This is a genomic window from Ruegeria sp. F5 (assembly GCF_056533845.1).
This window is the reverse complement of record NZ_JBQFOU010000032.1, coordinates 1-26,886: the sequence shown is the minus strand read 5'-3', so window position 1 is coordinate 26,886 and position 26,886 is coordinate 1. Positions and strand designations below refer to the sequence as shown.

The window sequence follows — 26,886 nt, the reverse complement described above, 5'->3', positions numbered from 1 at the left end:
TAAATACCCGTATCGGCCCCCGGAGTATCTACGACAATCCAGCGCATGCCCAGCGGCGATTACAGCGGCTCCTATGCCATGTCCGTCAGCATAGCAAACCTCACACACAATTTGCCAAAAGTGCATGAGTCCGGTTACGCTCGACTCAATTTGAGGGGGAATTGTGATGAAACTGTTTCTATCGGCTTTGGCCGTGTGTCTGGCTGGTGCAGCCAATGCAACCACCGTTACCTTTGACCATGTAAACATTGCGCCCAACCCGGTAAACACCAACTGGATTGGAGTGAGCCAAGGCTTTCAATACGAATTCTCTACCCTCTACTATTCAGGGCATCATATTTCGCTGCATGACGATGGCGGGCTGACATCGTCCACTATTCGGCGGCAGGACGGCGCACGTTTTACACCTACGTCCGTCGACCTAACGGGGTTTAGCCGGATTTACAAAACGGGCATTGGACCGGTAACGGATCACGCTTGGTATTACGCCGGGACAGCAGCACCCGCTATCTCTCTGACCATTCAGGGTATCAGGGGAAATCAGGTGGTGGCTACGCGGTCGGTGTCATCGACCGCACGTCAACCCGGTGCTTGGGACAAAACTACGTTTGGCTCTGCATTTAGCGGGATTGATAAGCTTGTGCTATCCCTGCAAATTCCAGCGGGTGTTCCGAAGGACTACTATGGCATAACCACACCGGGACAGGTTTGGTGCCTTGATTGGTGCGGCTAGTACAGGGTGGATAACCTTGTCGTCTCGCAGGTTGCCCCTGTGCCCCTGCCCGCCAGCGGGTTGTTGCTCTTGGGCGCTATGCTGGGAATGCTCGGGTATCGTCGCCTTGCTTAGGCGACAGGGATAGCCTAACCGTTTACAATCAACGCATCGACCTTTCCGCAATGACGGAAAGCCTGCATTGAAATCCAAAGTCCTTTTTTCGGCTGTGCTTTTGGTGCTTTTGCGCCTCAAAACCCGCTGTCGCCTGCATCGCGGGCAGTCAGCGCACCTCGGCGGCCATTACCGCTCGTTGGACCGAACGCAACCGCCTGATTGAGCTGGCTCGAGAAAAGGAACATTCGGCTTCGTGAGTGAATTCTATCAGGGGGTTTTCTGCGCAATACGCGCGCGAGGCAGGTAGTTAAATCCGAATACCTAATGATATCAATGCCTGTTCCCGGATAAGGTACAACAGAAAATGACGGATCGAGACTACGCGACAATCTGGATTGAAGAATTGGACCCACCCTATGTGCGGATGGGTTACACGTCATATCCTTGGCAGAACGCGCACCGGATTGCGGAGCGGTCGGTCAAGCTGGCACAGAACTATTCCCGAGGCTGGCATTGCGCCTTTTGCGGTGAACTTATGCCGGAGTGGAAGCGGATCGACGCCAAGTATTGCAAGGAAGGCTGTCGCAAGATGGCAGCGCGGAAACGGCGTCCAAAGTAGAGCGAAACGGACAATCGCCTTTTCCTCAATGCAAGAAAGCTACTCAACCGTTTCCTGCCTGCAGGAAAGGATAGACGCTGGGTCCACGGCAAAAGCGGGTTGAAAAATATCAGACGAAATCAACAACCGCTTTCCGTTATCATGGAAAGGTCTGACGCTTTTTTCAGGCGGTCTATGGGTGCACAAATCGTTCACCCTCCCCTCGTCCTCTCCTGCCCGCCTTTGGGCTCTTTCTCCAAGAGAGGCCTGGATGTCGCATTCAAAACTTGCTGTAAGGCTCGCTCTCTGCTTTAGCAATAGGGCGAAAAAGAGGGGAAAGCTATGTCGATTGACATCAATAAACTGAACGCTGCAGATCTGAAAAAGCTGGCATCAAAAATTGAAAAGCGGATCGTTGAGGTGGAAAAAGAGTCTTTGCATCTGGCATTGAAGGAAATGCGCGCTGTTGCAGACAAACTTGGCGTGGCCTTTGAGGACGTAATTTCGCTTCATAAGGGTAAAGGTCGCAAACCAACCACCAAGGCCGCCGCAAAATTCGCCAACCCTGATGATCCATCTCAAACTTGGACTGGGCGAGGACGTAAGCCTGCATGGGTCAACGCTGCTCTCGAAGCTGGAAAATCGATCGATGATTTGGCAATTTAAAGTCGTTCTTCCGGGCTGAAAGCCACTCCACTGTCCGGTTGAGCATGCCCTTTTCTACGTGCGGCCGCAAACGCTCATTGATCAACCGCTTTCTGGGGATCACGACGTGCAGCGCTAGCAAAGTCAGTGGTACTGCCGGAAGTCCGGAAAGGGCTCTTACCGCCAGTCGAAACGCACCGCAGAGAACGGCAGCAGTGAGCCCAAAGTGCAAATTTCTGCACCGTACATCAATGCCGGCAATGCGCAGAAAGCGGACTTTGCAAAGTTCGCTCACCCTGCTTCGCAAGCAACGATCTGCTTCCGTCAACGGCCACCATGGTGAAGCTAGGAAGAGGACAAATCTCATGAAACAAAGTTTGGAATTTGCATCCGCGTAAAACCAAACCAATAAATTACGGCACAGCTGAATCTTTTTTTGATTAGCTATGCGAGAATTAAAAAGCGCCTATGCAAACTTGGGTATGGATGAATTGAACTTACTCACTTACTTCAGCGAAAACGAAGCTTCCAATCGTAAGGAACTGGAACATGGCTCAAATTGCAAAAGACGCACTGGGTATCACCGCTATTGTCGCGGCAACCAGTCTGTTTCTAGCAGTACATTCCTGGATGTACATTTGGTAATCTAGGTGCGTTGAGGCACACCCGAGACTTGGGTGCAAACGACAAATCCTCATTACATTCCAAAATTCGTGTAAACTGATGAAGGTGCCCGGTTTGAGTTGCCTTCTTTTGCTTGCTTACCCCAAAGATTCGACCAGCGGAAAAGAAAACTCATGGCCGATAGGAATCCGGCTGGCGCGCGAATGTAAATCATTGCGAACAATGAAGCTGTATTCGAAACCTCTTTAACCGAATGCTTAACTGTTCAAACATTCCACAGCATCTCCCAAATGAAGTCTTCCTTTATTTGGTGTGTAGCCTCCCGTCCTCAAATGTGCTGACTTGCCGCGCGAGACGACTAACAGCGGCAGGCAGAGGTGACACTGCCAGTCGCGGGTAAACTGCCCAGAATTCGAGTGGCTCCAACTCTGGTACTGGTTCGAGAGCGATTAGTTTACCGGCTTCAATTTCCCGATGGTAAATGAGCGGTGGCAATGGGCTAATTCCTAGTCCAGCCATGGTCAAGGCTGCCATCGCTGATAGCGAATGGCAAACGTCACTATTGGGGATCCGGGTCCCGTTAAGCCGGAACCAGTCCAGAATTGCTTCGTGCATTGTGGAGCCTGGACCATGGGTAATAATGGAAAGGTCTTTGAAGTCGCACGGTTCAATCCTTTGTGTGGATGCGCCCGACTGCGGAGCCATCATCCAGACATACGTCGTAGTACCTAAGGATTCCAAAACAACTGTGTCAGATTCAATCGGACCTGACACCAACAGAAGCTCCAAGCTACCGCGTTGGTACTTGTCCCAGAGCTCCTGCGTAAGACCCACATGCAATTCCAATTCAACGTTCGGTAGCTCCTCGTTGATCTTTCGCATGAGTTGCGGCAACCAAGACAGTGCTACGGTTTCGTTTACCCCCACGCGCAATAGGCCGTGGAGGAACTCTTGTTTTGCCAAGCGTTCTCTTAACTCCGCTGCGATAGATAGCATGCGTTGAGCCAGTTCAACGGCTTCCCGGCCCTGTGGCGTCAAGACGGCGCGCCGTCGGCTTCGGTCAAAAAGCGTGACACCAAGCGTCGATTCGAGATCGCGAATTCTCTGAGAAATTGCGGGTTGGCTAGTGTTGAGCTTGCGTGCGGCGGAGGCAAAACTTCCTAGACGAGCGATCCAGTAAAGTGCCTCTAACTGACGATTATCAAAGAGATTCTGAGCCATTTCCCAATCCAAAAGATAAACTTTACTTATCAATAAGCATAAAAGATTGGCGTATTTCAATATGAAAAGGCCCTTGGTAACGTGACTTCTGCAAAGACAACAAAAATTCACAGTGCTCTAGAACAGCACCAGCCACCAACAGAGGAAGACCAGTCTATGGGCTTACAAAAAAACACATGTATCGGGTCGGGCTTCGTTAGCGCGGCGGTCATTTGCGGCGCACTTTTTACTGCTCAACCGGCTTTCGCAAAGATGACACTCAAGGCTAACAGCCAATGGCCCGAGACTCATTCCGGGTCTCAGGTCGACAAGTGGTGGGCCGAGGAAATTGAGAAGCGCACAGATGGTGAAGTGGAAGTTCGGCTTTTCTTCAGCGGCGCTTTGGGCAAGGCGCAGGAAAATCTTGAATTGATGCGCAGCGGCGCCATCGAGATTTCCATGATGTCACCTGGGTACTTCCCGGCACAACTGCCCATGCACGCGGCCCCAAACTCAATCCCGATGGCAATGGACAGCGTACCACAGGCCACAGAACTGATGGAACGATTGATGGATGAGCTGCCAGCTCTCAATGCTGAGGCCGAAGAGAACGGTTTGAAAACCTTGTTCTTCCATCACCTAAATCCTTATCTTCTGGTTTGTAAGGATCCGGTGACCGATGTCGCTGGCATGGAGGGCAAAAAGCTACGCACATGGGGCGAGGCATTGCCGAAGGCGGCTGAGGCCGTTGGTGCAACTCCGGTCACCCTGTTTTTGCCAGAAATTTACGAAGGTTTGTCCCGCGGCACCGTGGACTGCATCCCCTTCTCGGTGGATTTAGTTGTGAATTACAAAATCTACGAAGTGGCCAAGCATATCTCGGAAATTACCATCTGGGAGGGGCCCACCAACGCGACCTGGATTTCGCTGGATGCCTGGAACCAACTCAGCCCCGAGCATCAGGCCATTATTGAAGAAGTCTCGCGCGAAGCCATGCGAAAAGACCGCGACGCGACCATGGCCGCAGATGCGGGTGCGCGTAAGACTCTGGCCGAACTGGGTGTCACCTTCCATGAGTTCCCGGAAGAAGAGAAGCAAAAGTGGATGGATGCCAACCCCGATTTTTTTGCCGATTTCATCGTCACCATGGATGAAAAGGGCAAAGGCGACGATGCCCGCAAGATGATTTCGATCTGGGAAGAAGTCGTTCAATAAAATCCAGCAGCACGCACCCGATCCTGTTGACAAGGAACGGGTGCGTCAACGCTGATCGCCACCGTTCGAAACCATGCCGAGGTTTGGCGCAACCGTTCTTGACAAAAAGTCCAGGTTACAAAATGGACGTGTTTTTCGGTGAAACTGAAGTCCGCGGACAGAATTAGTGCGCAAAACATCTTAGCACCAAGCAATACGCAAATCAGCAGCCAACGAATGTTTGATTGGCGGCGGCGAGGCAGATGCGAGCAGCTGAACATGGGAGAAATTTATGTCCGGTAACAGGACCTTGCAAGCGAAGGAATCCGGACCAGCCCGGGGGCTTCGCTATCTCAGACGGGGCGCGGCAACCATTGCAGGCTTCGCGATGCTGGCCATGATGCTTACCGGCGCATTAGATGTTATCAGCACCAATATTCTAGCCCGGCCGATCCCCGCGGCTTTCGAGTTCATGGCGACGATGATGGTCATCGTGATTTTCTTTTCCGTGGCGCTTGCTCAGGCTCAACGGGCGCATATCCGGGTCGCGGTCCTGACAGATCACCTGCCAAAACCTCTGCGCAAGCTGACCGATATACTTCAATACCTGTTCAGCCTGACGCTGTTTTCCCTGATCGCCTGGTTCGGCTGGAAATCCGGCCTGCGTGGGTTTGAGGTCGGAGAGTATGTGTCCGGCGCGATCAATTTCCCGATCTGGCCAGCTCGTTTCGTTTTGGCCTTGGGCGCATCGCTGATGGTTCTGCAAAACCTCTATGACCTCGTCGCGTGCATCCTCAATCGTAGCGATGCCTCCGAAACCGAACGCGCCGTCGAGCGTGAACCCCAACTTCCATAAGAAGGTCTGAGACATCGTCATGGAGCCGCTTACACTCGCTATTCTCTGCGCCGCCTTCCTGTTTCTGTTCCTAGCACTTGGCATCCCTGTCGGTGTGGCAATGGGCATGGTGGGCGTGGGCGGCATGTTGGTTGATCTCGGCCCGAACTTCGCATTCGGACAATTGCAAACTCTTCCCTTTGCCGTGGTGAATGACTACTCGCTGGCCGTTTTGCCCATGTTTGTGCTCATGGGCGTGCTGGCAGAGGCGTCAGGCGTAACCGCCGAGGTCTTTCGTGTGGCCGACATGTGGTTGCGGCGCATGAAAGGCGGCTTATATCAAGCAGTGATCGTTGGGTCAGCGGTTTTTGCTGCTATCTCGGGTTCCACTGCGGTCAACGCCGTGGTGTTCACTCGCATTGCCTTTCCTGAAATGGTCAAATTTGGCTATTCGCGCAGTCTCTCTTTGGGTGCGATTGCCGGTGCCGGCAGCTTTGCGGCCATGATCCCACCTTCAATCACCATGGTGATCTATGCGGTGATGACCGAGCAGTCGGTGGGACAGCTTTTGATCGCCGGGGTCATACCTGGTCTTATCACGGCTGTGGTCTACTTATCGGGTGTACGCGTTCTGGTGGGCATCCGACCGAATTTGGCGCCACCCATCACTGAGCCCGTTCCGATGCGGGAAAAGGTGCTCGCGCTGCGAGGCATCTGGCCCATTCCCGTACTGCTCATGCTGGTCCTGGGTGGCATTTATACCGGCTCTTTCCCACCATCTGCTGCGGGCGCGGTGGGCGCGTTTGGCGCGTTCCTATATGCGTTGTCGCGCAAAAGAACGTTCAGGGGTTGGTTGGTTCCTGCGCTTCAGGACGCTGCCTTTATTAGCTGTATCCTCTTTATCGTTCTGATCGGTGGGCTGCTGCTGTCGCGTATGCTTGTTGTTGTCGGGGTAATTGACGACATCGTTCTGCTTGTCACCGCCGTCGCCGACACGCCGATCAAATTCCTGATCATGGTGTCGGTGATTTACATCGTACTTGGCTGTTTTCTGGACACCACGTCGATGATGGTGGTCACCCTTCCGTTCTTCTTTCCCGTGACCCAAGAACTGGGCATCAACCCAATCTGGTTCGGAATCGTAGTCACCAAGCTTATCGAAATCTCGGTGGTAACGCCGCCGGTCGGACTGAACCTCTTTGCAGTCATGGGAGGTGTCAAAGGGCAGGCGAGTTTCGCCGACATCTACAAGGGTGTCGTACCGTTCATATTCTTCGACATCATCGTGCTGGCAATGCTGATCGTCGTGCCCGGTTTGGCGACCTGGTTGCCGGAAGCGATGATTCAATAACGAAATTGCGATTTGCAAAATGTGGCAATGGAAATTGACGCAGTCAGAGGAGAATTATCCCAGAGCGTTCAAGTAGCCCGGCATTTTGCCTGGCTCGGGTCCCGCAATTTCATCACGCCGAAAAAAACTTTGCTCTCATCTATCTGGCGATACACCGGCGTCTTAAGAGACTGAACGGTTCGCCACCCATTCAAGGGAAACCGAAACGTGTTAAAAGCGCAGACATCAATGAACTCTGACCGCGAAAGGTATCGGGGCCTGCAAACACCGAACCGCTTGCGGATGGACATCCAATGGGGGGGCGAAGCGCATATTGACCTCCCCAAGGGTGCAATTCTGTCGATCACAAACGTCGACGGTGGAGCATCCGCATGGATCACAGCTCTGGCCGATAATGATCGCGCGTTCTCGCCCTCGGCCATCGAAGTACCTCAGGATCAAAGCACCGCCCTGGATGCGACCAGGTTTGACAGTCGCTTCATGGACGCAATCGCCAACAGCCGCGACGTGGGGCTCAAAAGCGCAAGCACCTATCATGTATTTGGACCTGAGACTGATCCTGGTGAGGTGTTCCTAACCCGAACAATTAAACCCTGCACGTTTTTCATTGTTGCCCCCGTGACAGAGGGGTTTGTGTCCGCCGGAGGCGGCGGGCGTTTCACCGTGGACGTGAAGCTTCCCGACAACGCATCCTCCGAGTTTCTGCTGCCCGAGCCTTTGGGGAAAATTCGAGACGAATGGCGCGTCGACCGCGGGACGGCAATGGCCTACACGCTGAAAAAGGGTCAGTTCGTCCAGATCATCGATATCGAAGGTCAGCAATGTTCAGACTTTATGGCTATGCATGCCGCAAGCCTGGACAGCGGTGTTGAACGCTACATAGATTCCACAGTGTCCCGGACCATGGCGCGCAGCGCTTATCCGTTGCCGGGGCTGCATGACAAGTTTTACGATCAGGACATCCGTCCTCTTCTGGCGGTTCGGCAGGACACCGTTGGCCGCCACGATACGTTTGCCTTGGCCTGCACCGCACGAGGGTACGAAGATCGTGGATTTCCCGGTCATCTGAATTGTTCCGACAATATCACCGAAGCCTACCGCCCCTATGGTATCGGAGCCCGCGCGGCATGGCCTGCGGTCAACTTCTTTTTCAACTCCTGGATGGATCAGGGCCACGGGCACTTGGCCTCGGACGAGGCGTGGTCGCGACCCGGTGACCATGTCGTCTTGGAAGCCCTGACTGATCTGGTCTGTGTCTCAACGGCCTGCCCGGATGACGTCGATCCGATCAACGGCTGGAACCCCACCGATATTCATGTTCGCATCTACGAAGAGGATACGTCCATTTCACATTCTGTTTCCTGGCGGGCGCAGCCGGAGGACGGCGAAAAACTGACCCGTCATTCCGCATTTCACCCGCGTATCTCCAAACTCACCAGCAAATACGCGGTGTCCAGAGACCTTTGGACCCCGACACATTACGACGCGACCGGCGCGGTCGAAGAGTACTGGGCCTGCAAGAACACGGCTACGCTTCAGGACATGTCGGGTCTGAGGAAATACGACATTATAGGCCCGGACGCGGCTGAACTGCTGCAATATTGCATGACGCGTAATGTGGAAAAACTAGCCCAGCACCGGGGCTTTTATGCCCTGATCTGCGACGAGCGGGGCAGCGTGTTGGACGATGGCACCCTCTTTTGTATTGAACCCACGACGTATCGCTGGTGCTGCGGTTCGGACGACTCCGCGCTGCACCTACGCGAGACAGCGGAAAAGCTGGGTTTGAACGCCCGTGTTCGCTCGCTCGGGCACCGAATGGTGAACCTTGCCTTACAGGGCCCAAAGTCCCGCGAAATCCTCAGCAAGATCGTTTACACGCACCGGGCGCGCCCGGCGCTTGAGAACATCAAATGGTTCGGCTTCACAGTAGCCCGGCTGGGAAACAGCAGTGGTCCAATGTTTCTGTTATGCCGGACCGGTTTCACGGGTGAACTGGGATACGAAATATTCTGCGACCGCGAAGATGCGCTCGAGATCTGGGACGCGGTGATGAACGCCGGCGAACCGCTTGGTCTTATGCCTATGGGCAGTGCGGCATTGGACATGGTTCGGATCGAGGCCGGGCTTATGATCGCAGGCGCGGAATTCGGGCCAGATGTGGACGCAATGGAATCGGGGTTGGGGTTCGCAGTCGATCTCAAAAAAGACAATTTCATTGGAAAGGACGCACTGGCGCGGAATGCACAAGCAGTCCGGCGAAAACTTGTCGGGTTGAATTTCCTAACCAAGCAGGCCCCGCATCATGGTGACCACGTTTTTCTTGGCCGAGAGCAGGTCGGCGTCATCACCAGCGCAACGCATTCACCCCAACTGGGACACGCCATCGCAATGGCACGCGTGGCCATTGAAAACGCGGAAGAGGGCACTGAGCTAGAGGTTGGTAGGCTCGACGGGCATATGAAGCGCCTGCCTTGTACGGTGACCAGTCTGCCGTTCCTTGATCCTAAGAGAGAGAAAGCAAGAGCTTAGCGAATGAAAAAAACCTAGCGGATCGCGGCACCGCGTCGATACTACAGCGGAGTTTCGCGCTGAACTAATGCGTGTGGCAGTGAGCGATTTGGCCGCCTTACGTGCAGAGCGATTTGGTCCGCTTTGGGCTGCGACTAGCCAATTATGCAAACCGCAGAGTACGGCGGTACAGAGCCCATTTCTACCGATGCTGCGTTGCGCGCGAATTAGCAAGAAGCGGCAATAGCCGCCATTCTGAAAGTCATCTATCGGCAGGTGGAGTTACCAGAAAACGGTTAGCTCCCTCCTTCGAAAACAAGTCTCTCAGGCTTTCAATGAAATATTTCACAACACGGCGTGGATTGTCCGGCAGGTATCCCAGAACAATTTTCAATGGGTCAGCAGGTGGGTCCAATGGTACTTCCACGACTTTTTGCCCTGCATAAGTCTCATGCGTTTTGGGGCGCATATGCAGCAGTGAACACCCAACCCCTGTACCAACCAAACTGCGTACCATTTCGAGTGTTGTCGCTGTGCAGGCGACATGTGGAGCGACATCGGCTGCTTCGAACAACCGGCTGTAATAGTCGCTGATCACAGGCAGATCGAGAAGTACCATGGGTTCGTTGTTCAGATCGGACAAGGAAACGCCGGTTCTGGATGCAAACGCATGCTGCTCCGGAACAAGAAGATATGGAGGCACCTCAATCAGGGTCTCATAGATCACCCCAAGGGCCCCACTTTCAGCAACACAAAGGATCACATCAAATTCACCGGACAGCAGCCCAGCTTGCGCTCTCTGGGTGTCGCATTCGATGAACTTGATGTCGACGCGCAGGTTATCAGTTAGAAGGTCACGCGCGATGGTAGGCAGAAAGGCTGGGGCAACGGGGGCGTAGTACCCGACGCGCAGGGTTCCGATCAATTGTGTTCGCATCTCTGCGCCCTGGCTCATAAGCGCTTCATATTCATCCAGTAGATGTTGGATGCGGGCCATGAGAAGTTTTCCAGTCGATGTGGGGGCAATCCCTTTTGAGCGATGCCGCACTGTCAACTGCAATCCAAAGGCCTCTTCCACCTGGTTGACCGCTGCCAGCACAGCGGATGGTACGACATTCATCTGCTTGGATGCATCGGTAATGCTGCCACTGTTTGCGGCTGCCATGAAGTATCGCAAGGCTTTCAGGCTGGTATCCATGGCTGTTCCTAATTCACTAAATATGAATTTAGTATTTCATATTTTCTGTTTTTCAAAAGATATAATTCGACCGATACTTGGTTTTAGTAGTTTGGAAGTCTTGGAGGTGGCTCATGCAGGACCATGCGCGCGTGGTTGTCGTCGGTGGCGGCGTTGGTGGATTATCCGCGCTCTACCATCTCTGTCAGGAAGGTTGGAGCGATGCTGTCTTGCTGGAACGCAACGAACTGACCAGCGGAACCACCTGGCATTCGGCGGCGCAATGCCCAAGCGTGGCATTCAATCAACTGCTGCTTCTGCTGCGGGACTACACGATCAAACTCTATAAAGAACTGGCCGATGATCCGGCTTATCCGATCAATTACCACCATGCCACCGGCGGAATGCGTTTGCTGACCAATCCCACCCACTTGGATGAGGTGCATCATATCATGTCAGTGGCGAAAGGCTTGGGAATTGACTTTGATCTTCTGGATGCCGCGGAGGCCAAGCGGCGCAACCCTCTTTTGAACACCGATGGGGTGTTGGCCGCGATGTGGGACAAAAAGGACGGTGATATCGATCCCGCGCAGCTATGTCAGGCATTGGCCGCGCGGTCACGCAAAGCCGGGGCCAAAATCCACCGGCACACGCCCGTCACAGCGTTGAAACAACTGCCCAATGGCGAATGGCTGGTCACAACCGGCCAGGGCACAATCACCGCCGAGCATATCGTGGTCGCGGCTGGTTATCGTGCCAATGAAGTCGGCGCGCTGATGGGCATCGAATACCCTGTCATCGCGATGGAACACATGTATTTCGTAACCGAAGACATTCCGGAGCTTGTTGAACGGGAAACCCGCGTGCCCATGGTACGCTGCCCCCGCGACACCTTCTACATGCGACAGGAAAAGAAGGGACTTTTGGTCGGCATCTACGAACATGACTGCAAGACGTTTGGCATGGACGGGATCGATCCGGATTTCGTCAACGCACTTTGCCCGGATGATCTGGACCGCCTTTTGCCAAAGATGGAGCCAATCTTTGAGCGTCTTCCCTGTCTGAAAGAGGTCGGCATCAAATCGGTGGTGAACGGGCCGATTGCCTATGCATCGGATGCGGGGCCACTGGTGGGCAAACAACCAGGCCTGCGCAACTGCTGGTCCATGAACGGGTTGCGCGTGGGCATCGGCGAAGGCGGCGGTTATGGCAAAATGATCGCACAGATGATCGTACATGGCGAAACCGAATGGGACACATGGCAGCTTGACCCACGTCGGATCACCAGTTTTGCCAACACCGAATACACAGCATTAAAATCCATCGAGGATTACCAGAACGAGTTCCGCTGGCACCTGCCTCATGAGCATCGCCCAGCTGGACGTCCCGCAAAAGCATCGCCGCTCTATCCGGTGCTCAAAGCCAAAGGCGCGGAATTTGGGGTGGTCAATGGCTGGGAGCGCACGGAATTCTACAAACCAGATGCCGAATTCGAGCCAACACATGGCTACGCTTACCAGAATTGGCACGATGTTGTTGGAGCCGAGATTGAAGCCCTTCGTTCTGGTGTCGGACTGGCTGAGCTTTCGGGTTTCAACCATTACCGCATAACCGGCAGCGGAACGTTGGAATGGCTCAGCAGCCTGACGTGTTCAAAGGTGTCGGACAAAGCAGGCAAGGCTAATCAGTGTTACTTCCTGACGCCAAATGGCAACATCTCAGGCGAAGCGACAATTGTGCCAATGCCGGATGGAAGCATCTTCTACGGCTCTGCCGCGACAGCGGAATACCACGATATGGACTGGCTGAACGAGCGTCTGCCGAAAGGGTCGGATATTCGCATCGAAAGCCGCACCAACACTCACACGATGATGGTTATTGCCGGCCCAAAGACTCGTGATCTGCTGAAGGCGGTTTCACCTCGTACAAAATGGGGGCAATCCGACTTTCCCTGGCTCACCGCGCAACGTGTCTTTATCGGCCATGTCGAGGCATTGGCCATCGCCATTAGCTATTCAGGTGAGCAGGCATTCGAGCTGCATATACCCAACAATCAGCTCTATGCCGCCTACGACGTCCTGACTAAGGCAGGCGAAGCGTTTGGCCTCGCGCATTTTGGTATGTTTGCAATTGACTCGATGCGTTTGGAAAAAGGCTATGGCCACTGGAAAGGTGATTTCATCACCGAATTCAATCCGATTGAAGCTGGGCTGCATCGTTTCGTGGATATGAGCAAGGAATTCCCTGGAAAACCGGGACTTCAGGCGCAAATCGAAGCCGGGAACCGTAAAGAACGGGTTATGTTGGAACTCCATAGCAACGTGGGCTCCGCCCAACCGGGCGAGGGTGTATTTGTGAATGGCAGATCGGTCGGCTCCATAACATCAGCGGCCTGGGGTTATCGGACGGGGAAGAACCTTGCCATGGCGTATGTTAATCCGAACCATGCCGAAATCGGCAAGGAACTGGAGGTTCTGCTGATGGGTGAAGCCACCCGAGCCACGGTTCTTCCACAGTGCCAGTTTGATCCTGAAAACACTCTGCCCAGAGGTGTCGCATGACGGAAACTCCCAAACGCCGCACCCGAGCCGGAGGTCGTGCTGCGCGTGTGGCATCGCGCCAGAATCCGGGCGATGAGGTTCCAAATCCAGCCCCTTCCGGTTTGCCCGGCGGTCAATACCGCCCCCTGACCGACACGCAGTGTGCCCAGATCGTCGACGCCGCTTTTACCTTGCTGAGCACTGTCGGCATCGGCGACGTGCCTGAGCAAATCAAGAAGCTGGCAAAAGAGCGTGGATGCGAAATCGATACCGAGGGTCGTGTGCTCTACTCGCGGGGTTTCCTCGAAGACATCATTGATTCGACGCCGAAATCCCTAACCTTGTTTGGCCAAGATCCAAGACATGATTTCGAGGTCAAGAAACAGGATGTCCGCTTTGGCACCGGCGGTGCAGCCGTGCAAACGCTTGACCTGGATACCAGTACGTATCGCCCTTCTACCCTACGCGACCTCTATGACTTTGCCAGACTGGCGGACCAGTTGGACAATATCTGCTGGTTCACCCGCTGTTGCGTGGCCACGGATGTGCCCGACATCTTTGATCTGGATGTCAACACGGCTTACGCCATCGCAAGTGGTACGACAAAGCCCATCGGCAACAGTTTCAGCTTTGGCAGTCATGTAGACGCCTGCATCGAACTCTTCGATATGATTTTGGGCGAGCCCGAAGCCTTTCAGAAGCGCCCATTTTGCAAGGCACATATCTCGCCGATTATCTCTCCCATGCGCTACGGTGAAGACGCCGTTGACGTGGCCGAAGCAGCACTGCGCCACAACATGCCCGTCAACACGATCATCGCCGCCCAATCCGGTGCGACGGCACCAGCGCCGTTGGCGGGGATGTTGGCACAATCGCTTGCTGAAACCCTTGCCGCACTGGTCTTGATTGACTTGTTGAAGCCTGGGCATCCTGTCATCTTCTCCAATTGGCCATTCGTCGTCGACTTACGGACAGGCGCATTCGCCGGTGGTAGCGCAGAAATGGCCATCCTGAATGCTTGCTCTGCTCAGCTGACGAATTCACTTGGTCTGATTTCCGGGGTGGCGGCATCTATGACGGATTCCAAACTGCCCGACGCGCAGGCTGGATATGAGAAGGGTCTGACAACGCTGGCAGCAGGACTGGCCGGTGGAAACCTGATCTATGAATCCGCCGGTATGTTTGGCAGTCTTTTGGGGGTGTCATTTGAGGGATTTGTAATCGACAACGATATCCTCGGCTCGGTTCAACGCATCGTGCGCGGCGTCGAGGTCAATGGTGACACCTTGAACCTGGAGGCCATCGAACATTCCATTCGCACAGAAGGCCACTTTCTGGGAGGTGATCAAACCCTGGCAGCGATGCAGCGCGATTACTTCTATCCATCCCTCAGCGACCGTGAGAGCCCCGACGCGTGGGCCGAGGCGGGTAAGACTGACATGCAAACGCGCGCCCGTGAGCAGGCTCGGCGGCTCCTGAGTCAGCATTTCCCGTCGCATATTGATCGCGCGACAGATGACCTGATCCGGTCCCGATACCAGATTCATCTATCTCCGCAGCATATGCAGTAACTCAGTCAGTTAGATCGCATCCACTTAAAAACTTGCAGCGTGGTATTTAGCTGAGAATTCGGACGCAATGTGCACTTAGGAGACATTGGTTCGCATTCAGCGAACTGGTGCTTTGTCCGCATAGCAGACATTGATCGATTTTCCCCGAATGACCACTCTGCGGACAAAGCAGACATTGGAAGATTGCTCTCGCGACCCACAAGTCAACTATTGTCGGAGTTCATCTTGCGATAGTCAGAGGGCGTCAGTCCCGTCACCTTCCTAAATGCGCGGCTGAAATTATTTGCGGTTTCATATCCTAGCATGGAGGAGATACTGGAGACTGTCTCGCGCGTATCTGTGAGGAGTTCCTCGGCCCTTGCTACCCTGACATCGTTGACGATTTCGCGAAAACGAACCCCTTCGGTTGCTAACTTCCGTTGTAGTGTGCGAACGCCAAGATCGAGCGAACGCGCGGTGGCATCAATCGACATTTCCTCCCGATGAAGTTGTTGCCAAACCACTTCCTCGACTTGTCCTCTAAGTGTTTGAGGTGGGCCGCCCAATCGTTCGCGAGAAATATCTCCGACGGTTGTCGAGCCGCCGGTAAGTTTTTTGGGCGTGGTTTCGGCTCGCAAAGCCGATGCATCAAAATCAACCCCAAGCCGGGAGGCGTTCCAGATTACAGGACAAGCGTAGGTGTCTTCTGCCTCGACAAATCCAGGAACCTTCGGGAAGTCCAAGAGCACGGCAGATGGCTTCCAGTCGCTTCCTAAATACGCGCGGAATATGCTCAAAAAAACCCCAACGGCCGAGAAGCCGATGTCCGGATACGCGAAATGCGAGCGAAGTCCAAAACGATAACAGTAGCGCGCGCTTGTGCCCGAAGTTTCAAGCCACGCGCGATCCGTAGACGAATGAAATGGCATGACGGCAGAAGCTCGTATTAGCGCTGCCCCCAGCGTTGGAGCAGAAAGAACGTAACTCCCCCAGGCGCCGTAGTCAGCGACAGTGAGATACGGTGACCACAACAATCCGATGTTTTGTTGTCCCGTGGATCGTGCGGCTTCGTGCACAAAGGTCGCCAAGGCATGCTCCGAGATGTAACCGCCTCTTTCCTCAATGAAGTGAACAGGAAGATCGGCAGAGTCAAAAGCACGCAACAAGCGTCTTTCCCCAGCGGCCTCAAGCACAAACTGGGGCATCGCGCCCAAGGCCTTAGCCGAAATCATCGGTGGTAGGTTCAATCCGTCAACCCGCTTGTTCGCCCGCGTGTCGTGAAATGATACGCATCGGCTGAACGGATGTGCAAGCTTTCCCTAAACAGCAGGGAGCATTGCAATATGAAAATACTTCGGCCATTACACGGCGGTTTTTCGATGCATTTTTTGGGAATGGTGCTCGGCGCAGGTATTTCTGCTTCACCAGTTTTCTCCCAGTCCTTCAACGACACGGGCGACATCCTTGCACGATTAGCCGAGGTCGAGGACATCGAGTACAAGATTATGGTGCAGCGTGCCACCCAGACGGCCATCTGGGGAATGCCTGCCGCCGGTATGATCGATTTCCTCAAGGGCATTCGCCGCGACCTCGGTGGCGACTACAATGACATCATTTATCTCAACAAGCCGTTCGACTCCAAACATGGGTTTCTTACGGCCAACGATGTTACGGCCTATGCTTGGGCTTCAATGACCTCCGAACCCGGTCCCCTTGTCATTGAAGTGCCCGCTGCCACCGACAAGGTGAACTACTTCGGTACAATCGTGAATGCTTGGGATGTTCCTATTGTGGACGTAGGTCCCGATGGTTTCGATGAAGGTGCCGGCGGCAAGTACCTCATGCTACCCCCAGGCTACGAAGGGGAAATGTCGCTGGAGGAATTAACTGAAGCGGGATACCTTCCCTTTGAAACAGATACCTACGAATATGGTTTTTCGTTCCGGCCAAAACTGACGAATGGCGGAACGGACACCGATGCGGCCGAGTACGCTCAGACGATCAAAGTGTACTACCTGTCTGAGGCTGACAATCCACCACCCAACAACTATCTCGAAGCGTCAGAAGTGCCGTACGACTCGCTTCCATACTACAACGAGACCTTCTTTCAGGACTTGAATGATTACGTTCAAAACAACCCCGTCAGACAACAAGACAAGGTCATGGTAAATTTCCTGAAGGATCTCGGGATCGAAAAGGGAAAACCTTTCGAACCATCGGAAATTCAGTTGAAAGCAATGAATGAGGGTTTGTTGTTGGCGTATGCCTCTATGCAGAACTACTTTGTTACGCCCGGCAAAGCCATGATACCGCTCTGGGTCGACGATAGCGGCGAGATGAAAAGCCAGTGGCTGATATGGGACTTTGCCGAAGGTCAACCCGAGGCAGGCTTCCCGTATGAGACTGAGACAGAGGTACTTGTGGATGCGCGTGCGGGCGGCAGCTACTTCTGGATCACGTACCTGCCGAAACAACTCGGTGGCGGTACCTTTTATCTGACGGGCCTTCGCGACAGCGACGGCGACATGTACGACCACAATCAGACTTACAGACTTAACGTGCCAGCAGACACACCTGCCGACGATTTCTGGTCCGTGATTGTTTATTCGATGGAGACCAAGAGCTTCATCCGGAACGTTGATCCAGTGGGTCTGTCCGAGCGCGACACAGACTCTATGCAAGCCGATGAAGACGGTTCTTACGACATCTTTTTTGGACCGGAGGCACCGGAAGGCAAGGAAAGCAACTGGATACCAACCACAGAGCCGTACTTCCTTTTGTTCCGTCTATATGGGCCGCAAGACGGATGGTTGGAAAGTGGCTGGATGCTGGGCGATCTAGAAAAAGTAAACTGATCAAAACAAACAAAAATTCCCAATGGAGTGAACAATGAAAACAAAGTCGTTAGCCGTGCTGACCGCCCTGGTACTCGCATCGCAATCTCCAGCCCAAGAGTACAAGGCTGAAGTTCCGGATAGCATAATCGTACCGGATCAGGTGGAGACACGATTTGGAACGTTGGAATATTTTGACGGCTTGCCGACGCCGGATACAGCTAAGCTGTCGTATAACGCATTAAATTTCATGCGTGGCATGCAGGTATTCATGGATGGAATGCCTGCAGCCTCAACATATGCAATGTGTCACGGGCTCGAAGAGGGCGCTGGCGTTGATCCGATGAAGATCGGGATCTTTGAAGACCTGTATAACGCCCGTTCGCTTCTTCTCACGCCGAACACCACGACAATCTACATTCTTAACTGTACGGACCTGTCCGAAGGGCCAGTGGTTTACGACGTGCCGCCGGGCATGCTGGGGTTCGTGAACGATGCCTATATGCGTTATGTCACTGACATCGGGAACGCTGGGCCTGACGCTGGCGAGGGTGGGAAGTTCTTGATCGTTCCGCCCGACTATGAAGGTGAGTTGCCGGACGACGGTTACTATATTGTGAAGCCGCCAAGCTATCGGAACTGGTTTCTGTTGCGTGCGTTTTATGGGGAAGACGGCGTTGGAGCCGCAGTGGATCGTGTGAAGGAAACTCTTCGTGTTTACCGGTGGGAAGACCGCGACGCGCCGCCCGATCAGGAATTTGTGAACCTGACTGATCTTCAGTTCAACACGATACACGCCAATGACTTTTCCTTCTTTGAAGAGATGAAGGCCGTTGTAGACAACGAAGCGGAAGGAGCACTTCCCGATGAATTGATGGGAGCAATGTTCTCGCTGGGTATCCGAAAAGGTGAACCATTTGAACCCGATGACGAACTGAGGCTGCTGCTCACAGAGGCAGTCGCATTGGGCACGGCGGCGGCTAAGTCGTTGAATTTTGCTCCTCGCTCGCGTGCGCCATTCTACTATGACGAAGGGTATTGGAAGACGGCGTTCGTCGGTGGCAATCATGAGTTCCAGGCGGGGGACGTGAAAATCCTCGATGCGCGGACCCTGTTCCACTACTACGCGACTGGCATTACGCCTGCCATGGTTGCACAAAAGGTTGGTGTCGGGTCGCAATATGCGCTGGCAAACCGGGACAGTGACGGGAACTACTTCGATGGGAGCAACACCTATTCCGTCACCATCCCGCCAAATCCGCCCGCGCAGGATTACTGGTCTTTCGTCGTTTACGACACCCAAACCCGTTCACTGCTCGAAACTGATCAGAAACTCGCAGGGGTCGACAGCAACCAAGCTACATTGGAAGCGAATGAAGACGGAAGTTACACTGTCTGGTTCGCGCCTGAAGCGCCTGAAGGCAAAGAGGGCAACTGGATACAGACGATGCCGGGCAAATCTTGGTCGACCGTACTGCGATTGTATGGCCCTCTCGAGCCTTGGTTCGACGGATCGTGGCGCCCGGGCGAGATCGAACTTATGGAGTGATAGACTGTCAATTTAGCGCCCTAACAGTTCGCTATCGAGAACGAGATGTCGTGCCATGTGAGTGCGCATCCCGAACAACGCGACAACAACCAGGGGAGGGCGGCAACTACCTCGTAGTGCCGCCCTTCTGTTTGTCTGCTATCGCGCTAAATTGTAGCGTGTCATCGACATTGTGGTTGCATCGATCATGCTCATGAATCGTTCAGCAGCGGGTGCTGATGCAAAGCTATCCATGGACGCTTGGGCGTCTTCGGCACTTCCCCAGTTAACTACCACTGCCCATTTGCCATCTGTGAATGCAGCTTGGCGCGAGACAAAGCCTGGTTGTTTGCTGACATGCTCATCTTCGATGACTTTATCAACAGGTTCGAACTCTTGCGGTGTAACGCCTTCAGCAAGGTCCATCGTCACAATTTCAATGACGCCGACGTCTTGTGCCATTGCGTTACCTCCTACGAGCATTATCAGGGTGATCAAGAACGCTTTCATGATGGCACCCGATCAAAACTTTCCATTGTCGTGGGCCATCTCGGACGGGATGTCCGCGATTACGTCCCAATGCTCAACGATCTTGCCGTCTTCGACGCGGAACAGGTCATAGAAGGCAGTCGGCTTGTCGGCAAACGTGCCCTCGGAGGCGGTGAAGACAAAGTTGCCCTCGGCCACAACAATGTGGACGTCCGTGTAGATCATCTGGATGCCTTGCTCGGCCATGCCTGCAAGAGCCGCACCCAAACCGTCCAGACCGTCAGCAATGTTGCTGTTGTGCTGTATGTAGGTCTCCGTCGACAGAAATTCGGTTATCCGGTCAACGTCGCCATCCTTCAGGATGGTGTGCACAAAGTCTGTGACCAGCGCCTTGTTCTCAGCGGTCTTATCCAGATCGGTTATCTCAGTTGGACCATCGGTCTGAGTATGACCCGACGGGTTCGGCGGTGTGATTGGTGTCAGGTTGTCCCAGTGTTCTGCAACCTTTCCGTCCTCGACGCGGAAGACATCAAAGCCAACCAAGGTGTCTGCACCAAACGCCTGGGCGTTGTTGTAGGTGGTATGCAGGACGACGATATCGCCCTCCGTGATGACCCGGTGGATGTCCACCTCGATCCCGCTTTCCTTAAGACCGGGGATAAACCCCAGGATTGGAGCGGCACCTGTGGGTACAGCAGGGTTGTGCTGAATGTAGTCATTTGCCAGCAGTTGTTCGGCTGCGGTTGCGTCGAAGTTGACGAAAATGGCGGCTACAGCCTCCAATACGAGCTCTTTAGGTGTCATTGTTGTTGTCCTCTCTTGGTTTGATTTGACGATATTCACGCGGCGCAGGCTTGCGCCGAGTTGATCGTGAATTCAGTGCCCCACGGGTCGACCTTGCGGCCGGGCGTGAGAGTTTTGGGGTCTGCCAACAGCTCAACACTTGTGAGACCAGTGGCCCCAGCAGAGCGCGAGCCTGCTCCCTTGGATTGCCAAGCGTTTGTAGCTAGGTGGTGATGGTAGCCACCGGACCCGAACCAGCGGGCTGAGGGCAGCTCAAAGGTCTGAACCATACTCAGTTCGTCAGTAACGAATTTCGCTGCTTTGCTGACATCACCGACACGTAAATGAACGTGTCCGATGACTGTGCCTTGTGGTGCGCCTTGCCACTGTGTGGCATCTTCTGTGAGTGATTTCAGATCGAGCGGGTGCGTTGTCATGTGGACGGTATCGCCCTCGCGTTTCCACATTTTGCGAGGCAGGTCACGATAGATTTCGATGCCGTTTCCTTCGGGATCGTTCAGATAAAGCGCCTCGCTGACACCGTGGTGGGATGCCCCGTCCAGGCGAACACCGCGCTCATCCGCGTAGATCAGCCATGCGCCGAGGTCTTGTTTGGAAGGCAACAGAAATGCCGTGTGAAACAGCCCCGCCTCTTTAGGAAAGGGTTTGGCGTTTCGGTCCTGGCGCAGCTCGATCAGCGTTCCAGCCTCGGTGCCGAGGTAGGCGCTTTCACCGTCGCGTTCGATCAGGCCGAGGCCAATCACGTCTTCATAGAAGGTGGCGGTCTTATCCAGATCGCGCACCGTCAGGGCGACCTGACCTATTGAGATGGGGGCGTCTGACGCTGCCATGTTCTTTTCTCCTGCGATTAAGCTTGAGAGGAACTTAGCGATGGTCTTTTCTCCATAAAATGGCGATAAGAGCGAGTGTGTATCGCGCAAATGGAGACAATTCTATGGACCGGATCGACGGGATGCAGAGCTTCGTGGCTGTTGTGGAATCCGGTTCTTTTGCCGCCGCCGGACAACGGCTTGGCATTTCAAACAAGCTGGTCAGCAAGCGTGTCGCACAGCTCGAAAACATGGTTGGGCTGAATCTTCTCCATCGCACCACCAGGTCTATGTCGCTGACCCACGAGGGGGAGCGATATCTGGAAGGAGCGCGACGAGTGCTGGCTGAGATGGAGCAGTTGGAGACTGAGTTTGACGCTTCAGAGGGCTTGAAGGGCATCGTTCGTGTGGCCGCGCCCCTTACCTATGGCGACACGGCGGTGGCTAAAGCAGCAAGCCGCTTCGTAGAGCAACACCCGAACGTCACGGTCGAATTGGACTTGTCGGATCATTATGCCGATCTGGCCAAGGGCGGTTTCGATATCGCAATACGGATCGGCGCGCTCAGTGACTCCAGTTTGGTCGTTCGCAAGCTTGGTGAAACGCATATGAAAGTCGTCGCGACCCCTTCCTACCTTGAAGAACATGGCGCACCTTCACATCCTGCGGAACTCTCGGACCACATTTGCATTCGAGATGCGAACAACCCGGATCCAAACCGCTGGCCCTTCCAGATCGAAGGGCAAACCGTGCAGGTGCCTGTCTCTGGCCCATTTCTCGCAAACAGTCCTCCCGCCTGCCTCGTTCCGACGCGCGCAGGGAGCGGCATCTTCATATGCCCAGATGTGTTTTTGGGGGACGACCTTGAAACCGGACGTCTTGTGCAACTCTTTCCGGAGTTCCATTCCCGCACTTTGCCGATCCAAAGCGTGCAGTTGCCTTCGGCCTTTCGAAAGCCGCGTGTTAAGTCCTTTGTCGAGTTTATGCGTGAAGAGATTCGAGCGTAGGAAGTCCAAAGCAGTCACTCGCGCTATGCGCAGCATTTGGTAGGTATGGGCTCGGGGCAGTCATTCAATATATTCGGTTCAATGTCTGCTCTGGCGGTAAAGCGACCGTTCACTCGGCAGGCGCAAGTATCCACTACACTGCGGGGTGCAGTCTCTTAACGAAATAGCGTTAAAATCGCCAAGGAGGATCAAGCCTTAGCCAGAGCACAAATTGTTCTCTTCCTGTTCTTTTGATTGTGTGCAACGTTTGAATGGATCGCCTTGTGTCATCTAGCCCGATTTATCAACAAGCAGAGTTGCCGTGATGCGCATCGGATTTTGGACGTGTGGCCCGAGTGCAAAGTGTACAAAGCGGAGAATAAGATGAGCGCAAACGCGGACGGTGGTCTGAAGGATAATCGCGACGTTGAAGATGATGAGGATGACTATTCCGTCTATCCGCACATGGATGGGATCAAGTGTTCCACGTCATGGAAGCTCGGCAGTTATGGCGAAGGCGGCGCGCTTTCTGGAGACATGATCGAGAGCTTGGCTGAACGGTTTGACCTGCCAACTCAGCTCGTACGCGAACTCTCTGTGCTTCTTGGGAATTGCCTCAACAACGTTGAAGACGTCGCAATCAACCTGACCGAGGTCCGTCGCTCGCAAGCAATTGAACGAGGTCAAAAACACCTCAAGCAACTTTTGCGGAAAGCCAAACAGAGTTCCATTGGTCCCCAAGAACTCCGGAACACATTGGGTTCGCTTTCGACTGATTTCGCGTTGACGCCAGAAGACGCAGACCTTCTTCCCCAAGTGCTCGACAAGCTTGAGACCGCAACGACACTTACTCAGGACGTAATAGATGACATTCGGCACATCCTTGTGACCCCCGGCGCGATCGCAGAGATGTCGCCCCGCGACAAGCGGTTCTCGCGCGACAAACGCCGTCAGTACATCGTCGAGAGCTGCTGCTATATCTGGAAAGATGCCCGTCACCCTTTGACCTATACGACATACTCAGACGGTCGCCCCGGAGGACAACGGCAAGGTCCGCTCGTCGACTTCATTCAGTCTGTCGTGAGGTTCATCACCGAACCGGAGCAAATCCTGAGCGGTGAGACGATCCGAGGGGATATTGACGATTTTCGCGGCAAACTTGAGCGAGAAGAGAAAGAGCGTTGGGCACCGCCGGAATCGGGCAATCAATACACTTAGAATGAGCAAGCCTGCGTTGTCATGGTCATGGCATGACACGCGTTCCTGCCATACCCCCTTCTGACGACCAAGCGCACCAGCAGGTTGAGACAGCGATTGACCAGTTGGTCCGATTGCTGGCTGCCCAGGCAGTACGGGAACTGGGCCGGAACGCCTCTGCCCAAAAGGAGGCGCATCAGGATGCCACAGATCAATGCCAAGAAGAACCGGCCCCGCAAGCTGTTGACGGTGAAGGACGTCGCTGAACTGGACAATTGCTCCGAGAAGACAGTGCGCCGTGCGATTGCGGCAGGCCTGCTTGAGGTTATCCGGGTTGGCCCCGGCGGACGCCTCATCCGCATTGATCCGGCAGCTCATGCCGTCTACCGGCAGGCACACTGCTGGTAAGAGCTCACGACTATTAATGTCTATTAATGTCAATGTGTTAAGCGCGTTTCGGGAAGAGGGCATCCCCGTTAGTTTCGGACTTTCTGTGCTACGCTTTTCCCGAATCGGACCTCTTGTCCACACCCGTCCACCCGAGACCTGACATGTCCAAAGGAACGCAAACCCGATGACTAAGCAGAGCCCCGTTCCATTGAGATTGGCCTTCGTCAAAGCCGACACACCGATGTTTGCCGACCTTATCGAACAGCTGCACTCCGACACCTCTCTGTCTGACGCGCGCCGCCGCGACTTGATCTCTGGCCTGCGCCGCGCAGCTAAAGCCCTTGGGTTCCCGCCAGAGGATGTGCCCTGCGATAGCCGCTGGTTGCAACCTCGTTTGGCCAAAATCGCCCCAGCCGCACTGGGTCTGACACCAAAGAGCTGGCAAAACGCGGTCAGTGATGCCCGCGCTGCGCTCTCGCATTTCGGGTTGGTGGAACGGCGCTTCAACCGGATCGATGATCTGTCGCCCACCTGGAAAGCACTCTGGGTCGATGTGCTGGCGTCCGGCGACAAGACGTTGCAACCCGCGCTCTGCCGCTTCGTGCATTTTCTGAACCGGCAGGGGGTTGAGCCTGCCATTGTGTGTAAAGAGCATGCCCAAGCCTATCGAGAAGCCCTTGAGCATAATGAGATCAGCAAGTCCCCTGATGTTGCCTATCGGGCTGCGGTCAACGGCTGGAACCTGGCGGTAAGCCGTGTTTCACAATGGCCCAAGGTCACTCTGCCGTTGGAAACGCGCCAGAAGGTCATCACTTTTCCAGTGACCGCGTTTCCAGCCCCATTCCAAAATGGTCTTGCAAAGCTGATGCACCGTCTGTCCAATCCAGACCCGCTGGCAGGGAATGGTCAGAACAGAGCACTCCGACCCGCAACCCTGTCCCAATACCAAAGACAGCTGGTTCGGTTTGCCTCTGAACTGGTTCACTCTGGTATCCCGATCACAGAGATTGGAGGCTTGGACATTCTGATTGATCCGGTGTTAGCGGAACGTGGTCTGCGCCAGATGTTAACGCGCACCAACAACCAGACCACAAAGATGATCAGCGAGATCGCCGCTTTGCTCCGCAACCTGGCCCGGATACTCAATGCACCCGATGGCACCCGGGACGCTCTGTCGGGGCTTGCCGCGCGCCTGGCCGTCAAACCTCAAACTGGCATGACCCAAAAAAACCGAAGCCGGCTGCGGGTGTTGCAGGAGGACCAGCATCAGCAGCGCCTGCTGCTTCTGCCTGAACGGATTTTCGCGCGACCACGCGGCACGTCCAAACCGTATGGCTGGGCTCTGGCGCGCGAAGATGCGCTCGCCATCGCCATCCTGCTGGTCTGCCCGGTTCGCGTGAAGAACCTGGCTGACATCCACCTGGAACGCCACCTGCACCGTCCCGGTGATGGCCGAGCCTATCTGGTTCTGGAAGGCGGCGAGACAAAAAATGAGCGACCTGTCGAGTTCGAGATCCCGCGTGATGTATTGCGCATGATCGACGCGCATCTCAAATCTCGCTGTCCGGAACTCTGTCCGGCCGGGACGCCTTGGCTGTTTCCCCGGAGGGATGGTCAGCATTCGGTTGATCCCGGCGTTCTGTCTGCGCGCATTTCCAATCGGATCCGGAAGGAAACGGGGTTGGAGATGAACGCCCACCTGTTTCGGCATTTCGCGGTGATGAACTGGCTCGACGCCAATCCCGGCGGCTACGAGGTCGCGCGCCGGTTGCTTGGGCATTCGGAAGTCAGCCACACGATCAACATGTATTCCGGTCTTGAAGCACGGTCGGCGACACGTGCCTTTGCCGACCTGATAGACGCCAAGAAAGGGCGTCGCTGATGAGCCTTGTATTGCCTTTCATCGACTGGCCCGCGCAAGACCGCGAGATGTGGACCAACCTTCAAAAGGAAGGTGGACCGCTTGACGATTGCGGCGCGCTCTCACACCTACGCGCGACTTCCTTAAAGACGTTAGAGTTACGTTATGCCCGATGGTTGCAATGGCTGATTACCAGCGATGCGGAGGCGATTGCACTGCCCCCAGCGCGACGCGCGACCGTGCCGCGCCTTTCGGCTTGGCTTCAGGACCTCTCACACACACGGCCTATGACCCGGTTAATGTTCATTGATGGCGTGTTGCGTATTCTCGCTGCAACTGATCCCACGCCGGACTGGTCCCTCCAGAAGAGGTTAAAGACGGGATTGAAGCGCGCCGCGGGTCGAGGTGATCGGGATCGCAAACTTGGGCGTGTGTTGTCCAGCGAGGTTCTATTCCGTGCAGGGCTGATTCTGGCGACAGGTCATGCAGAAGCGGCGCCAACACCGCTACGTAGTATGATGTGCCTGCGGGATGGCACCATGATAGCGATGTTGGCCTTGATGCCGATGCGGCGACGCGCCTTCGCGGGCCTTCGGATTGGCACATCCCTGTATGTCGCAGCAGACACGATGACCGTCGCGCTCCCCGGGGATCTCACCAAATCAGGGCATCCCTGGGAAGCTGATGTTCCCCAGAGCGTTGAGCCGCTCTTGCGCCGTTATATCAACGAAGCCCGTCCCTTTTTTATGGAGCGTGGCCAACAGCATCACAATGTCCTGTGGGTTGGCCGGTCTGGCACTCCTTTGAAGAAAGACGCGCTGAGCCCCCGGATCGCGGAGCAGACACTGAAGCTGACGGGTCGCCGTATTCCACCGCATTTCTTTCGGGATGCTGCCGCGACAACCCTGGCCCGCTCTTCTCCGGAACACGCCAA

General features: G+C 54.7%; 22 protein-coding genes. 16 read left to right on the top strand and 6 right to left on the bottom strand.

Translation table 11 applies throughout. From position 1 onward, the window contains the following. Positions 1-166: 166 nt before the first annotated feature. The 3 genes from ACR0K1_RS24330 to ACR0K1_RS24320 all read left to right on the top strand — a co-directional run bounded on the left by ACR0K1_RS24330 (position 167) and on the right by ACR0K1_RS24320 (position 2,093). Positions 167-733, top strand: coding sequence for a hypothetical protein (locus tag ACR0K1_RS24330; RefSeq protein ID WP_480852146.1), 567 nt, complete (start codon positions 167-169; stop codon positions 731-733). 460 nt (positions 734-1,193) lie between these two features. Beyond that, positions 1,194-1,448 carry a hypothetical protein gene (locus ACR0K1_RS24325; protein WP_480617444.1) on the top strand — a complete coding sequence of 85 codons (255 nt, stop codon included), beginning with the start codon at positions 1,194-1,196 and terminating at the stop codon, positions 1,446-1,448. Positions 1,449-1,769: 321 nt separating this feature from the next. Then, positions 1,770-2,093 (top strand): H-NS histone family protein, encoded by a 324-nt coding sequence (locus ACR0K1_RS24320; protein ID WP_480617443.1) that lies wholly within the window; start codon positions 1,770-1,772, stop codon positions 2,091-2,093. A gap of 906 nt (positions 2,094-2,999) precedes the next feature. Here ACR0K1_RS24320 and ACR0K1_RS24315 read toward each other — a convergent pair. Beyond that, positions 3,000-3,977 (bottom strand): LysR family transcriptional regulator, encoded by a 978-nt coding sequence (locus ACR0K1_RS24315; protein WP_480617442.1) that lies wholly within the window; start codon positions 3,975-3,977, stop codon positions 3,000-3,002. 21 nt (positions 3,978-3,998) lie between these two features. Between ACR0K1_RS24315 and ACR0K1_RS24310 the strand changes: the two genes are divergently transcribed. From ACR0K1_RS24310 to ACR0K1_RS24295, 4 genes are all read left to right on the top strand, one after another. Further along, positions 3,999-5,111, top strand: coding sequence for a C4-dicarboxylate TRAP transporter substrate-binding protein (locus ACR0K1_RS24310; RefSeq protein ID WP_480617441.1), 1,113 nt, complete (start codon positions 3,999-4,001; stop codon positions 5,109-5,111). Between the two features lie 271 nt (positions 5,112-5,382). Next, positions 5,383-5,946, top strand: coding sequence for a TRAP transporter small permease subunit (locus ACR0K1_RS24305; protein ID WP_480852145.1), 564 nt, complete (start codon positions 5,383-5,385; stop codon positions 5,944-5,946). A 19-nt stretch (positions 5,947-5,965) separates the two neighbouring features. Further along, complete coding sequence (locus tag ACR0K1_RS24300; protein ID WP_480617438.1) at positions 5,966-7,276, top strand: TRAP transporter large permease; 1,311 nt, start codon at positions 5,966-5,968, stop codon at positions 7,274-7,276. A 228-nt stretch (positions 7,277-7,504) separates the two neighbouring features. After that, a complete protein-coding gene (locus ACR0K1_RS24295) occupies positions 7,505-9,808 on the top strand; it encodes a DUF1989 domain-containing protein (RefSeq protein WP_480617436.1) in 2,304 nt (767 codons plus the stop codon). Between the two features lie 241 nt (positions 9,809-10,049). Here ACR0K1_RS24295 and ACR0K1_RS24290 read toward each other — a convergent pair whose 3' ends face one another. Next, positions 10,050-10,985, bottom strand: a complete 936-nt coding sequence (locus tag ACR0K1_RS24290) for a LysR family transcriptional regulator (protein ID WP_170519261.1) — start codon at positions 10,983-10,985, stop codon at positions 10,050-10,052. A gap of 113 nt (positions 10,986-11,098) precedes the next feature. On the opposite strand from ACR0K1_RS24290, the gene ACR0K1_RS24285 reads away from it, so the two are divergent. Further along, complete coding sequence (locus ACR0K1_RS24285) at positions 11,099-13,525, top strand: GcvT family protein (protein WP_480852144.1); 2,427 nt, start codon at positions 11,099-11,101, stop codon at positions 13,523-13,525. Continuing rightward, entirely contained in the window at positions 13,522-15,075 is a 1,554-nt protein-coding gene (locus ACR0K1_RS24280) for a trimethylamine methyltransferase family protein (RefSeq protein ID WP_170519255.1), read from the top strand. Before ACR0K1_RS24285 ends, ACR0K1_RS24280 begins: the two co-directional genes overlap by 4 nt. A 203-nt stretch (positions 15,076-15,278) precedes the next feature. On the opposite strand, the gene ACR0K1_RS24275 is transcribed toward ACR0K1_RS24280, so the two are convergent. Then, the gene (locus tag ACR0K1_RS24275; protein ID WP_170685169.1) at positions 15,279-16,286 is read right to left on the bottom strand and encodes a helix-turn-helix domain-containing protein; all 1,008 of its coding nucleotides are present in this window, start codon (positions 16,284-16,286) and stop codon (positions 15,279-15,281) included. 111 nt (positions 16,287-16,397) lie between these two features. On the opposite strand from ACR0K1_RS24275, the gene ACR0K1_RS24270 reads away from it, so the two are divergent. After that, positions 16,398-17,909 carry a DUF1214 domain-containing protein gene (locus tag ACR0K1_RS24270; protein WP_480852143.1) on the top strand — a complete coding sequence of 504 codons (1,512 nt, stop codon included), beginning with the start codon at positions 16,398-16,400 and terminating at the stop codon, positions 17,907-17,909. 34 nt (positions 17,910-17,943) lie between these two features. After that, positions 17,944-19,437: a DUF1254 domain-containing protein gene (locus tag ACR0K1_RS24265; protein WP_170380003.1), complete on the top strand. Its 1,494-nt coding sequence runs from the start codon at positions 17,944-17,946 to the stop codon at positions 19,435-19,437. Between the two features lie 138 nt (positions 19,438-19,575). Here ACR0K1_RS24265 and ACR0K1_RS24260 read toward each other — a convergent pair whose 3' ends face one another. From ACR0K1_RS24260 to ACR0K1_RS24250, 3 genes are read right to left on the bottom strand one after another with little or no spacing between them, the layout of a single operon-like run. After that, on the bottom strand, positions 19,576-19,878 hold the full coding sequence (locus ACR0K1_RS24260) for a hypothetical protein (RefSeq protein WP_480852142.1): 303 nt from the start codon (positions 19,876-19,878) through the stop codon (positions 19,576-19,578). A 60-nt stretch (positions 19,879-19,938) separates the two neighbouring features. Beyond that, positions 19,939-20,748: a nuclear transport factor 2 family protein gene (locus ACR0K1_RS24255; RefSeq protein WP_367647146.1), complete on the bottom strand. Its 810-nt coding sequence runs from the start codon at positions 20,746-20,748 to the stop codon at positions 19,939-19,941. Beyond that, positions 20,745-21,539 (bottom strand): VOC family protein, encoded by a 795-nt coding sequence (locus ACR0K1_RS24250; protein ID WP_170380000.1) that lies wholly within the window; start codon positions 21,537-21,539, stop codon positions 20,745-20,747. Before ACR0K1_RS24250 ends, ACR0K1_RS24255 begins: the two co-directional genes overlap by 4 nt. Before the next feature lie 104 nt (positions 21,540-21,643). Between ACR0K1_RS24250 and ACR0K1_RS24245 the strand changes: the two genes are divergently transcribed. The 5 genes from ACR0K1_RS24245 to ACR0K1_RS24225 all read left to right on the top strand — a co-directional run. After that, entirely contained in the window at positions 21,644-22,525 is an 882-nt protein-coding gene (locus ACR0K1_RS24245) for a LysR family transcriptional regulator (protein WP_170379999.1), read from the top strand. A 363-nt stretch (positions 22,526-22,888) separates the two neighbouring features. Then, positions 22,889-23,722, top strand: coding sequence for a hypothetical protein (locus ACR0K1_RS24240; protein ID WP_480852141.1), 834 nt, complete (start codon positions 22,889-22,891; stop codon positions 23,720-23,722). A gap of 180 nt (positions 23,723-23,902) precedes the next feature. Then, on the top strand, positions 23,903-24,109 hold the full coding sequence (locus ACR0K1_RS24235) for a helix-turn-helix domain-containing protein (protein ID WP_480617432.1): 207 nt from the start codon (positions 23,903-23,905) through the stop codon (positions 24,107-24,109). Between the two features lie 289 nt (positions 24,110-24,398). Next, on the top strand, positions 24,399-25,973 hold the full coding sequence (locus tag ACR0K1_RS24230; RefSeq protein ID WP_480852140.1) for a tyrosine-type recombinase/integrase: 1,575 nt from the start codon (positions 24,399-24,401) through the stop codon (positions 25,971-25,973). Then, positions 25,973-26,886, top strand: a 914-nt coding sequence (locus tag ACR0K1_RS24225) for a hypothetical protein (protein WP_480852139.1), incomplete at its 3' end; no start/stop codon positions are given. The genes ACR0K1_RS24230 and ACR0K1_RS24225, both read left to right, overlap by 1 nt.